We start from the raw sequence: 10,076 nt of genomic DNA, 5'->3' as shown, positions 1-10,076 counted from the left end.
CGCAAGCCTAGCCTCGACCCCTGCCCCGCAGCCGTCCCCGGTCAGGCCGTGGCGGCGACCACCTCGTCGGCTTCCTCGCGCACCGGCACCGGGCCGCTGTCCTTGCCCTTGGCCTCGATGTCGCGATCGACGAACTCGATCACCGCCATGGGCGCGTTGTCACCATAGCGGAACCCGGCCTTGAGGATCCGGACATAGCCGCCCGGCCGGCTCGCGTAGCGCGGGCCCAGCACCTCGACCAGCTTCTTGGCCGTGACCTCGCTGCGGGTGCGCGCGATCAGGAGGCGGCGCGTAGCCAGGTCGCCCTTGCGCCCGAGCGTGACCATCTTCTCGACGATCGGGCGCAGTTCCTTGGCCTTGGGCAGGGTCGTCACGATCTGCTCGTGCTTGACCAGTGCGCTCACCAGGTTGGCGAACATCGCCTGCCGGTGGGAGCTGTCGCGGCTGAAAGCACGGCCGCTGACACGATGACGCATGTTGACCTTCCGACGTTGCCAAGGGACGCGACCGACGCGGCCCGATGAAACCCTAGCTGCCCTGCCCTGCCGTCACGAAAGACGGCTCAGAAGGGCTCCTCGACCTTGCGGGCCAGTTCCTCGATGTTCTCCGGCGGCCAGCCAGGCACTTCCATGCCCAGGTGCAGGCCCATCTGCGCCAGCACTTCCTTGATCTCGTTCAAGGACTTGCGACCGAAGTTCGGCGTGCGCAGCATCTCGGCCTCGGTCTTCTGGACCAGGTCGCCGATATAGACGATGTTGTCGTTCTTCAGGCAGTTCGCCGAGCGGACCGACAGTTCCAGCTCGTCGACCTTGCGCAGCAGATTCGGGTTGAACGGCAGGTCGCGCTTGACCTCGCCGGCACCATGGGCCTGCGGCTCCTCGAAGTTGATGAAGAGCTGCAGCTGGTCCTGCAGGATGCGCGCGGCCAGCGCCAGCGCGTCCTCCGGGCTGACCGAGCCGTCGGTCTCGAGCTGCAGGGTCAGGCGGTCATAGTCCGTCTGCTGGCCGACGCGGCTGTTGTCGACCTTGTAGGCGACCTTGCGCACCGGGCTGTAGATCGCGTCGATGGCGATGAGGCCGATCGGCGCGTCCTCGGCCTTGTTCAGGTGTGCTGCGACATAGCCCTTGCCAGTCTGCACGGTCAGCTCGACCGAGAGCTTGCCGCCCTGGTCGACATGGCAGAGCACCTGGTCGGGATCCATGATCTCCACGTCATGCGGCGTCTCGATCATGCCGGCGGTGACGACGGCCGGCCCCTCGACCTTGAGGTAGCAGCGCTTGGGCGCCTCGCCATGGGCGCGGATGCCCACGGTCTTCAGGTTCAGCACGATATCGGTGACGTCCTCGCGGACGCCCGGGATGGCGGCGAACTCGTGCAGCACGCCGTCGATCTGCACGGAAGTGATCGCGGCACCCTGAAGCGACGACAGGAGGACGCGGCGCAACGCATTGCCGATGGTGATGCCGAAGCCGCGCTCCAGCGGCTCGACGATCACCGTCGCTTCACGATCCGGGCGCCGGCCGACCTGAATGTCGAGCTTCTGGGGCTTGATCAGCTCATGCCAGTTCCGTTGGATCACGGGATGCCTCTCAGGAACGACGATCGATCGTAAGAACGGGTCCCGGGCACCTCGCGGCGCGCCGGGACCCGTTCAGCGGGAAGATTGGGCGGTCAGACGCGGCGACGCTTGCGCGGCCGGCAGCCATTGTGCGGGATCGGCGTGACGTCGCGGATCGTGCTCACGACGAGGCCGGCCGCCTGCAGCGCACGCAGCGCCGACTCGCGTCCCGAGCCCGGCCCGCGCACTTGGACCTCGACCGTCTTCATGCCGTGTTCCATGGCCTTGCGCGCGGCCAGTTCCGCGGCGACCTGCGCCGCGAAGGGGGTCGACTTGCGCGAGCCCTTGAAGCCCTGGGCACCGGCCGACGACCAAGCAATCGCATTGCCCTGCGCGTCGGTGATGGTCACCATGGTGTTGTTGAACGTGGCGCTGACATGCGCCACGCCCGACGTGATGTTCTTCCGCTCGCGGCGCTTGATGCGACCGCCCGTGTCCTTGCCAGTAGCCATGATTACTTCTTCGTCGCCTTCTTCTTCCCGGCGATAGCCCGGGCCGGACCCTTGCGGGTACGCGCGTTGGTGTGGGTCCGCTGACCGCGCACCGGCAGGCCGCGGCGATGCCGCAGGCCGCGATAGCAGCCGAGATCCATCAACCGCTTGATGTTCATCGCCACATCGCGGCGCAGGTCGCCTTCGACCTTGAAGCGACGGTCGATCACTTCGCGGATCTTCACGAGCTCCGCGTCGCTTAGATCGTTGATCCGCCGGCTGTGGTCGATCTGGACCTCATCCAGGATCAAGCGAGAGCTGTGCGGCCCGATCCCGAAAATATAAGTCAGCGCAACCCAGGCCTGCTTGCCACTGGGCAGGTTCACACCTGCGATACGAGCCACCGATCGCTCCCTTTCCAACGCAACGCGCGATCGCATCGCCACCTGCCGGTGGCGACAAAAGTGCGCGGATCATAAGAACCGATTTACGACTGTCAAGCGTTAGCCGCCCCGTCGTCCTTTTTCACCGCCTCGAGGACGGAAGCCACCGCAGCAGTCACCTCCTCGATGGCTGCCATGCCATCGACCGTACGCAGCAGCCCGCGCTCCCTGAAATAGGGCAGCAGTGGGGCGGTCTGGGCCTCGTAGGCATCCAGACGCGCCTGCACGGTCTCAGGCTGGTCGTCTTTGCGGCGCACGAACTCCGTGCCGCCGCACACGTCGCAGACCCCGTCCACCTTGGGTCGTTTGAACTGGTCGTGATAGCCGGTGCCGCAGCTGGCACAGGAGAACCGGCCCGAGATCCGTTCCACCAGTGCCGCCGGGTCTACCTTGAACTCCAGCGCTACATCCAGCGCCAGCCCCCGCTGGGCGAGCATCTGCTCCAGTGCCGCCGCCTGCTGCGTCGTCCGCGGGAATCCGTCCAGGATGAAGCCATGGGCACAGTCCGGCTGGTCGATCCGCTCGGCCACGATCGCGTTGATCACGTCGTCCGAGACCAGCTTGCCGGCCTCCATGATCGCCTTGGCCTGCAGCCCGACCTCGGTGCCGTTTGCCACCGCAGTCCGCAGCATGTCGCCGGTGGAGAGCTGCGGGATGTGATAGCGGTCGCGGATCCAGCCGGCCTGAGTGCCCTTGCCCGCACCAGGCGGGCCCAGGAGAACGATGCGCATCAGCGTCTCCCGACCGGGCCGCGCAGACGGGCCTTCTTGATCAGCCCCTCATACTGGTGGGCGATCAGGTGGGACTGGATCTGGCCGACCGTGTCCATGGTCACCGACACCACGATCAGGAGGCTGGTGCCGCCGAAGTAGAACGGCACTGCATACTCCGAGATCAGGATCTCGGGCAGCACGCACACCGCCGCGAGATAGGCGGCACCCACCACCGTCAGCCGGGTCAGGATGTACTGGAGATGCGCCGCAGTCCGCTCGCCCGGCCGCACGCCCGGGATGAATCCGCCCTGCTTGCGCAGGTTCTCCGCCGTCTCCTTCGGGTTGAACACGATGGTCGTGTAGAAGAAGGCGAAGAACACGATCAGCGCCACGTAGAGCAGGATGTGCACCGGGTGGCCCCGACCGAGCATGGCGTTCAGCTCGATCAGCCAGGGATGGCTGGTGTTCGCGTCAATGAAGCTGCTGAAGGTCGCCGGCAGCAGGAGCAGCGAGCTGGCGAAGATCGCCGGGATCACGCCCGCGGTGTTGACCTTCAAGGGCAGGTGCGAGCTCTCGCCGCCGAACACGCGGTTGCCCTGCTGGCGCTTGGGATACTGCACCAGCACCCGGCGCTGCGCCCGCTCCATGAACACAATCGCCGCGATCACTGCCAGCGCCAGCACGATCAGCGCGATGATGAAGCCCGGAGAGATGGCACCGGTGCGCCCCAGCTCCAGCAGGCTGGCCAGCGCTGATGGCAGCGCGGCGATGATGCCCACGAAGATGATCAGCGAGATGCCGTTACCGATGCCACGGGCGGTGATCTGCTCGCCCAGCCACATCAGGAACATGGTGCCACCCACGATGGTCACCACCGTGGAGAAGCGGAAGAACCAGCCGGGGTCGATCACGGCGCTACCGAAGCCGCTCGTCGTCCCTTCCAGCCCGATCGCCAGCCCATAGGCCTGGAAGGCGCAGAGCACCACGGTCAGGTAGCGGGTATACTGGTTGATCTTCTTCCGGCCGCTCTCACCCTCCTTCTTGAGGGCCTCCATGGTCGGAGAAACCGCGGTCATCAACTGCAGGATGATCGAGGCCGAGATGTAGGGCAGGATGCCCAGCGCGAAGATCGACATGCGCTCGAGGGCGCCACCCGCGAACACGTTGAACATGCCGACGATGCCGCCGGCCTGGCTCTGGAAGATCTGCGCCATGGCCGCGTGATCGATGCCCGGCAGCGGCACATAGGTGCCGAGCCGGTACACGATCAGCGCGCCCAGGGTGAACCACAGGCGCTTCTTAAGCTCGGTCGCCTTGGCGAAAGCACCGAAGTTGACGTTCGCCGCAAGCTGTTCGGCGACCGAGGCCATGGTTCTTCCTTACTCCGACGCGGCGACGGCGCCGCCGATCACGTTCACCTTGCCGCCGGCCTTCTCGACCGCCTGCACGGCCGAGGCCGAGGCCCCGACCACCTCGATGGTCAGGCCCGTGGTGAGGCTGCCCCGCCCGAGCAGGCGGATGCCGTCCTTGGGATCGCTGACCAGGCCCGCCGCCATCATGGCGGCGGCGTCCACGAGCTGCGCCGTGTCGATGCGGCCGGCATCCACCGCCTGCTGCAGCCGGTCGAGGTTCACCACCACATATTCCGGACGGAAGATGTTGGTGAACCCGCGCTTGGGCAGGCGTCGGTACAGCGGCATCTGGCCGCCTTCGAAGTACGGCGGCTTCACGCCGCCGGCGCGCGCCTTGGCACCCTTGTGGCCCTTGCCCGAGGTCTTGCCCAGGCCGGAGCCGATGCCGCGCCCGAGCCGCTTGCGCGGACCGCGGGCACCCGGGTTGTCCCGGAGTTCGTTGAGTTTCATGATTCTCAGCCCTGGGCCGGCTCGTCGCCGGCCACGGTCTCGAACACCACGAGATGCTTGACCTTGTCGATCCGCCCACGCGTTTCCGGGATGTCCGCCAGGATGCGGGTCCGGTGCAGCTTGTTCAGACCGAGACCGATCAGGGTCTCGCGCTGGTCGGCGCGAGACCGATCAGGGTCTCGCGCTGGTCGGCGCGCCGCCCGATCGGGCTGCGCACCTGGGTCACCTTGATCTTGCCCATGGGCCCCGTCACTCCGCCTTCGGCTCGATCGCCTCGCGGCGGCCGATCAGGTCGGAGACCTTCTTGCCCCGCTTGGCGGCGACCGTCCGGGGGCTCGCCACCGAGGTGAGCGCCGCAAACGTGGCCTTGACCATGTTGTGCGGGTTCGACGTGCCCAGCGACTTGGCGACCACGTCGCCGATGCCGAGTGCCTCGAACACCATCCGCATCGGGCCGCCCGCGATCACGCCGGTACCCGGAGGCGCCGAGCGCAGCAGTACCCGGCCCGCACCGAAGTGACCGATCGAATCGTGATGCAGCGTGCGCCCCTGGCGCAGCGGCACCCGGATCAGCCCCTTCTTCGCGGCCTCCGTCGCCTTGCGCACGGCTTCCGGCACCTCACGTGCCTTGCCACTGCCATAGCCGACCCGGCCCTTGCCGTCGCCCACGACCACCAGGGCCGAGAAGCCGAACCGCCGACCGCCCTTCACCACCTTCGCGACGCGATTGATGGCAACGAGCCGATCCACGAATTCGGACTCGCCCCTATCCCGATCGCCGCGATCGTCTCCACCGCGCTGACGCGCCATTTCCGTCCTCCCGCGATGGATCAGAACGACAGGCCGCCCTCGCGGGCGCCGTCGGCCAGAGCCTTCACCCGACCGTGGTACTGATAGCCACCACGGTCAAACACCACTGTCTCGATACCCGCCGCCTTGGCCCGCTCCGCGATCAGCTGCCCGATCCGCTTGGCGGCATTGATATCCGCCCCGGTCTTCAGCTCGCTGCGCAGGGCCGGCTCCACCGTCGAAGCCGCCGCCACGGTCACGCCCTTGGTGTCATCGATCACCTGGGCATAGATATGGCAGCTCGACCGGAAGACCGACAGCCGGGCACGGCCGGAGGCCCGCTGCCGGATCGCGAAGCGAACCCGACGCCGGCGACGCTCGAAGCGCTCGTCCACCTTCACCATGGTTACTTCTTCTTGCCTTCCTTGCGACGGATCGTCTCGCTGGCGTACTTCACGCCCTTGCCCTTGTACGGCTCAGGCAGGCGGAACGCCCGGATCTCGGACGCGAGCTGTCCGACCCTCTGCTTGTCGGCACCGCTGATCTGGATCGAGGTCGGAGTCTCGACCACGACCTTGATCTCCTTCGGCACCGCGTACTTGATGTCGTGGCTGTAGCCGAGCTGCAGGTTCAACACCGAGCCGTCGAGCGAGGCGCGGTAGCCCACGCCGTTGATCTCGAGCCGCTCGGTGAAGCCTTCGGACACGCCCTTGACTAGGTTGGCCACCATGGTGCGCGAGGTGCCCCAGAGCGAACGGCCCTGACGGTCCATCTCACGGGGCTTCACGACCACCTTGTCGTCTTCCATCGAGACGGCGACCGCGTCGTGCAGGACCGCGGACAGCTCGCCGAGCTTGCCCTTGGCCCGGATGGTCTGGCCTTCCACCGACACGGTGGTGCCAGCCGGTACGGGGACCGGATGCTTGCCGATACGGGACATGGTCAGAACACCAGGCACAGGATCTCGCCGCCGACATGGGCTGCCCGCGCCTCGGCGTCGGACATCACCCCACGGGGCGTGGAGACGATCGCGATGCCGAGACCATTATAGATGGTCGGCAGGTCGCGCACGCCGGCATAGACGCGGCGGCCGGGCTTGCTCACCCGCTTCAGCTCGCGGATCACCGGCTCGCCATTGTGGTACTTCAGCTCGACGCTGAGCGACTGCTTGCCGGGCGCCTGCTCCACCTCGCCGAAGCCACGAATGTAGCCTTCGCGCTTGAGGACTTCCAGCACACGCACGTGCATCGACGACTTCGGCGCCAGGACGGCACCCTTGGCGGCCCGCTGGCCGTTCCGGATGCGCGTCAACAGGTCACCGAGCGGATCGGACATCGCCATTCCGCGAACCCCTTACCAGCTCGACTTGACCATCCCGGGGATCTGCCCCGTGGATGCCAAGTCCCGCAATGCGATACGAGAAAGACCGAGCTTCCGGTAATAGGCACGCGGCCTGCCGGTCATCTCGCAACGATTGCGGATCCGGACCTTCGATCCGTTCCGCGGCAGTTCGGCCAGCTTGAGGACGGCCTCGAAGCGGTCGCCGTCGTCGATGTCCTTCTGCTTGATGATCGCCTTCAGCTCGGCGCGCTTGGCGGCCTGCTGGGCAACCAGCTCCCGGCGCTGCTTGTTCTTCTCTACTGAACTCTTCTTCGCCACGACGATATCCTTGGCTCAGATCACTTCGTGAACGGCATGCTGAATGCCGCGAGGAGCGCCTTGGCCTCCTCATTGGTCGATGCGGTCGTGCAGAAGATGATGTCCATCCCGCGATTCTCGTCGACTTCGTCGAACGAGATCTCCGGGAAGATGATCTGCTCCTTCAGGCCCATGGCGTAGTTGCCACGACCATCGAAGCTCTTCGGCGAGACGCCACGGAAATCGCGGATGCGGGGCATCGCGATGTTGATCAGGCGGTCGAGGAATTCGTACATGCGCTCGCGCCGCAAGGTCACCTTGCAGCCGATGTTCATGCCCTCGCGCAGTTTGAAGTTCGCCACCGACTTGCGCGCCTTGGTCATCACTGGCTTCTGGCCGGCGATCTTGGCGAGCTGCGCTGCCGCATTGGTGAGCTTCTTCGCGTCCTGGGTCGCCTTGCCGACCGCCATGTTGATGACGATCTTGTCCAGCTTCGGAACCTGCATCGGGTTCTTGTAGCCGAACTGCTCGGTCAGGGCGGCCCGGACCGTGTTCTCGTAATGTGCCTTCAGACGTGCCATGCCCGCCTCACCGATCGAGCAGCTCGCCGGTGCGCTTGGAAACGCGCACCTTGCGGCCGTCTTCGAGGAACTTGAACCCGACGCGCGTGGCCTTGCCATCGGAAGGGTCGAGCAGCGCGACGTTGCTCACGTCGATCGCCGCTTCCCGCTCCACGATGCCGCTCTCGCGCATGCCGGTCGACTTAGTGTGGCGCTTGATCATCGCCACGCCCTGGACGACCACGCGGCCTTCCTTCGGGTCGACCTTCAGGACCTCGCCCTGGCGACCCTTGTCGCGTCCGGTGAGGATGACGACCTTGTCGCCCTTCTTGACCTTCGCCGCCATCACAGCACCTCAGGCGCGAGCGAGATGATCTTCATGAACTTCCTGGCGCGCAGCTCGCGGGTCACAGGCCCGAAGATGCGGGTGCCGATCGGCTCACCCTGCTTGTTGATCAGCACGGCAGCGTTGCGGTCGAACCGGATCGCCGACCCGTCGGGCCGCGACACTTCCTTGGCCGTGCGGACGACGACGGCCATGGCCACGTCGCCCTTCTTCACCTTGCCGCGCGGTATGGCGTCCTTGACGGCGACGACGATGACGTCGCCGACCGAACCCCACCTACGATGCGAGCCACCCAGTACACGGATGCACTGGACCCGACGCGCTCCCGAGTTGTCGGCAACATCGAGATCGGTCTCGGGCATGATCATGTCAGTTGATCCTCACGCCTCTGCGGACGACGGGGCCGCAGCGTCCTCGACCAGCACTTCCCAGCGCTTGCGCGCCGAAAGGGGCCGGCACTCACGGATCAGGACGGTGTCGCCGATCTTGAACCGGTTCGACTCGTCGTGAGCCATGTATTTCTTACTGCTCTTGATGTACTTCTTGTAGAGCGGGTGCATGACCTGACGCTCGACCCGGACCACCACGGTCTTGTCGTTGACGTCACTCACCACCTGGCCCTGCAACACGCGACGCGGCATCGCTACTAACTCCTCAGGCGCCGGTCTTGGCCGAGACGGCCTGCTCGCGCAGCACCGTCTTGACCCGGGCAATGTCCCGCCGGACCTCGCGGATCCGCGCCGTTCCCTCGAGCTGCCCGGTCGCCTTCTGGAAGCGCAGGTTGAACTGCTCCTTCTTCAGGCCGAGCAGCCGGTCGATCAGCGCCTTGCGGTCTTCGTTACGAATATCCGAAGCGTTCATCGCTCAGAGCTCCCGCTGCACGAAGCGCGTCTTGATCGGCAGCTTCGCAGCACCCAGCGCGATGGCGGCCTCGGCCAGCTCGGGCGCGACACCGTCGATCTCGAACATGATCCGGCCGGGCTTCACCCGCGCCACCCAGAAGTCCACCGAGCCCTTGCCGGAGCCCATGCGGACCTCGGCCGGCTTGGAGGTCACCGGCACGTCCGGGAAGATCCGGATCCAGACTCGGCCGGCACGCTTGAGGTGACGTGTGATGGCCCGCCTGGCCGATTCGATCTGCCGGGCGGTGATCCGCGCCGGCTCGACCGCCTTCAGGCCGAACGCACCGAAGTTCAGCTCCGCACCGCCCTTGGCCAGGCCGTGGATCCGGCCCTTGAACGCCTTGCGGTACTTGGTTCTCTTAGGCTGCAGCATTGTCCGATCTCAACCCCGGGCCGGCGTGGCATCGGCCATGCGCCGATCATAGGCCGACGGGTCATGCTCCATGATCTCGCCACGGAACACCCACACCTTGATCCCGTTGGTGCCGTACGGCGTGTGCGCCGTGGCCCTGGCGAAATCGATGCTGGCGCGCAGCGTGTGCAGCGGCACCCGGCCCTCGCGATACCACTCGGTCCGCGCGATCTCCGCACCGCCCAGGCGGCCCGAGCAGGTCACCCGGATGCCGAGCGCACCCAGCCGCATCGCCGCCTGCACCGCGCGCTTCATGGCGCGGCGGAAGGTGACGCGACGGACCAGCTGCTGGGCGATGCTCTCGGCGATCAGCTTCGCGTCGAGCTCAGGCTTGCGCACCTCGACGATGTTCAGATGCACGT

19 protein-coding genes and 1 pseudogene are annotated in these 10,076 nt (G+C 66.3%); all 20 read right to left on the bottom strand.

Features of this window, described 5'->3' with window-relative positions; translation table 11 throughout:
- Positions 1-41: 41 nt before the first annotated feature.
- Positions 42-476, bottom strand: a complete 435-nt coding sequence (gene rplQ, locus EQG76_RS27195) for a 50S ribosomal protein L17 (RefSeq protein WP_159718111.1) — start codon at positions 474-476, stop codon at positions 42-44.
- Positions 477-562: 86 nt separating this feature from the next.
- Entirely contained in the window at positions 563-1,579 is a 1,017-nt protein-coding gene (locus EQG76_RS27190; RefSeq protein ID WP_159718109.1) for a DNA-directed RNA polymerase subunit alpha, read from the bottom strand.
- A gap of 92 nt (positions 1,580-1,671) precedes the next feature.
- The gene (gene rpsK / locus EQG76_RS27185) at positions 1,672-2,070 is read right to left on the bottom strand and encodes a 30S ribosomal protein S11 (protein WP_159718107.1); all 399 of its coding nucleotides are present in this window, start codon (positions 2,068-2,070) and stop codon (positions 1,672-1,674) included.
- Between the two features lie 2 nt (positions 2,071-2,072).
- Complete coding sequence (gene rpsM, locus EQG76_RS27180) at positions 2,073-2,453, bottom strand: 30S ribosomal protein S13 (RefSeq protein ID WP_159718105.1); 381 nt, start codon at positions 2,451-2,453, stop codon at positions 2,073-2,075.
- Positions 2,454-2,545: 92 nt separating this feature from the next.
- Entirely contained in the window at positions 2,546-3,223 is a 678-nt protein-coding gene (locus EQG76_RS27175; protein ID WP_159718103.1) for an adenylate kinase, read from the bottom strand.
- Positions 3,223-4,575, bottom strand: a complete 1,353-nt coding sequence (gene secY / locus EQG76_RS27170) for a preprotein translocase subunit SecY (protein ID WP_159718101.1) — start codon at positions 4,573-4,575, stop codon at positions 3,223-3,225. The genes EQG76_RS27175 and secY overlap by 1 nt, the downstream gene beginning before the upstream one ends.
- Positions 4,576-4,584: 9 nt before the next feature.
- Positions 4,585-5,067: a 50S ribosomal protein L15 gene (gene rplO / locus EQG76_RS27165; RefSeq protein ID WP_159718099.1), complete on the bottom strand. Its 483-nt coding sequence runs from the start codon at positions 5,065-5,067 to the stop codon at positions 4,585-4,587.
- A gap of 5 nt (positions 5,068-5,072) precedes the next feature.
- Positions 5,073-5,308 (bottom strand): annotated as a pseudogene (gene rpmD / locus EQG76_RS33740) (50S ribosomal protein L30).
- Positions 5,309-5,316: 8 nt separating this feature from the next.
- The gene (gene rpsE, locus EQG76_RS27155; RefSeq protein ID WP_159718097.1) at positions 5,317-5,877 is read right to left on the bottom strand and encodes a 30S ribosomal protein S5; all 561 of its coding nucleotides are present in this window, start codon (positions 5,875-5,877) and stop codon (positions 5,317-5,319) included.
- 20 nt (positions 5,878-5,897) lie between these two features.
- A complete protein-coding gene (gene rplR, locus EQG76_RS27150) occupies positions 5,898-6,260 on the bottom strand; it encodes a 50S ribosomal protein L18 (protein ID WP_159718095.1) in 363 nt (120 codons plus the stop codon).
- 2 nt (positions 6,261-6,262) lie between these two features.
- Positions 6,263-6,796 carry a 50S ribosomal protein L6 gene (gene rplF, locus EQG76_RS27145; protein WP_159718093.1) on the bottom strand — a complete coding sequence of 178 codons (534 nt, stop codon included), beginning with the start codon at positions 6,794-6,796 and terminating at the stop codon, positions 6,263-6,265.
- 2 nt (positions 6,797-6,798) lie between these two features.
- Positions 6,799-7,197 carry a 30S ribosomal protein S8 gene (rpsH, locus tag EQG76_RS27140; RefSeq protein WP_159718091.1) on the bottom strand — a complete coding sequence of 133 codons (399 nt, stop codon included), beginning with the start codon at positions 7,195-7,197 and terminating at the stop codon, positions 6,799-6,801.
- 12 nt (positions 7,198-7,209) lie between these two features.
- Positions 7,210-7,515 (bottom strand): 30S ribosomal protein S14, encoded by a 306-nt coding sequence (rpsN, locus tag EQG76_RS27135; protein WP_159718089.1) that lies wholly within the window; start codon positions 7,513-7,515, stop codon positions 7,210-7,212.
- Positions 7,516-7,535: 20 nt separating this feature from the next.
- Positions 7,536-8,075 carry a 50S ribosomal protein L5 gene (gene rplE / locus EQG76_RS27130; RefSeq protein ID WP_159718087.1) on the bottom strand — a complete coding sequence of 180 codons (540 nt, stop codon included), beginning with the start codon at positions 8,073-8,075 and terminating at the stop codon, positions 7,536-7,538.
- Between the two features lie 7 nt (positions 8,076-8,082).
- Positions 8,083-8,400 (bottom strand): 50S ribosomal protein L24, encoded by a 318-nt coding sequence (gene rplX, locus EQG76_RS27125; protein WP_159718085.1) that lies wholly within the window; start codon positions 8,398-8,400, stop codon positions 8,083-8,085.
- A complete protein-coding gene (rplN, locus tag EQG76_RS27120; protein WP_159718083.1) occupies positions 8,400-8,768 on the bottom strand; it encodes a 50S ribosomal protein L14 in 369 nt (122 codons plus the stop codon). Before rplN ends, rplX begins: the two co-directional genes overlap by 1 nt.
- A 12-nt stretch (positions 8,769-8,780) precedes the next feature.
- A complete protein-coding gene (gene rpsQ / locus EQG76_RS27115; RefSeq protein WP_159718081.1) occupies positions 8,781-9,041 on the bottom strand; it encodes a 30S ribosomal protein S17 in 261 nt (86 codons plus the stop codon).
- Positions 9,042-9,054: 13 nt separating this feature from the next.
- Complete coding sequence (rpmC, locus tag EQG76_RS27110) at positions 9,055-9,261, bottom strand: 50S ribosomal protein L29 (RefSeq protein ID WP_159718079.1); 207 nt, start codon at positions 9,259-9,261, stop codon at positions 9,055-9,057.
- Between the two features lie 3 nt (positions 9,262-9,264).
- Entirely contained in the window at positions 9,265-9,675 is a 411-nt protein-coding gene (gene rplP / locus EQG76_RS27105) for a 50S ribosomal protein L16 (RefSeq protein WP_159718077.1), read from the bottom strand.
- A gap of 9 nt (positions 9,676-9,684) precedes the next feature.
- On the bottom strand, positions 9,685-10,076 hold a 392-nt coding region (rpsC, locus tag EQG76_RS27100), incomplete at its 5' end, for a 30S ribosomal protein S3 (RefSeq protein WP_159718075.1).

Source organism: Geminicoccus flavidas (assembly GCF_009806515.1).
Lineage (GTDB): Bacteria > Pseudomonadota > Alphaproteobacteria > Geminicoccales > Geminicoccaceae > Geminicoccus > Geminicoccus flavidus.
This window is presented reverse-complemented; position numbering and strand designations above follow the sequence as displayed.

Coding starts and splice junctions, on each gene's coding strand:
- rplR (WP_159718095.1), bottom strand. CDS start 6,260: ATGGTGAAGGTGGACGAGCGCTTCGAGCGTCGCCGGCGTCGGGTTCGC.
- rpsK (WP_159718107.1), bottom strand. CDS start 2,070: ATGGCTACTGGCAAGGACACGGGCGGTCGCATCAAGCGCCGCGAGCGG.
- rplE (WP_159718087.1), bottom strand. CDS start 8,075: ATGGCACGTCTGAAGGCACATTACGAGAACACGGTCCGGGCCGCCCTG.
- rplF (WP_159718093.1), bottom strand. CDS start 6,796: ATGTCCCGTATCGGCAAGCATCCGGTCCCCGTACCGGCTGGCACCACC.
- rplN (WP_159718083.1), bottom strand. CDS start 8,768: ATGATCATGCCCGAGACCGATCTCGATGTTGCCGACAACTCGGGAGCG.
- EQG76_RS27175 (WP_159718103.1), bottom strand. CDS start 3,223: ATGCGCATCGTTCTCCTGGGCCCGCCTGGTGCGGGCAAGGGCACTCAG.
- rplX (WP_159718085.1), bottom strand. CDS start 8,400: ATGGCGGCGAAGGTCAAGAAGGGCGACAAGGTCGTCATCCTCACCGGA.
- rplP (WP_159718077.1), bottom strand. CDS start 9,675: ATGCTGCAGCCTAAGAGAACCAAGTACCGCAAGGCGTTCAAGGGCCGG.
- secY (WP_159718101.1), bottom strand. CDS start 4,575: ATGGCCTCGGTCGCCGAACAGCTTGCGGCGAACGTCAACTTCGGTGCT.
- rpmC (WP_159718079.1), bottom strand. CDS start 9,261: ATGAACGCTTCGGATATTCGTAACGAAGACCGCAAGGCGCTGATCGAC.
- rpsE (WP_159718097.1), bottom strand. CDS start 5,877: ATGGCGCGTCAGCGCGGTGGAGACGATCGCGGCGATCGGGATAGGGGC.
- rpsQ (WP_159718081.1), bottom strand. CDS start 9,041: ATGCCGCGTCGCGTGTTGCAGGGCCAGGTGGTGAGTGACGTCAACGAC.
- rplQ (WP_159718111.1), bottom strand. CDS start 476: ATGCGTCATCGTGTCAGCGGCCGTGCTTTCAGCCGCGACAGCTCCCAC.
- rpsH (WP_159718091.1), bottom strand. CDS start 7,197: ATGGCGATGTCCGATCCGCTCGGTGACCTGTTGACGCGCATCCGGAAC.
- rplO (WP_159718099.1), bottom strand. CDS start 5,067: ATGAAACTCAACGAACTCCGGGACAACCCGGGTGCCCGCGGTCCGCGC.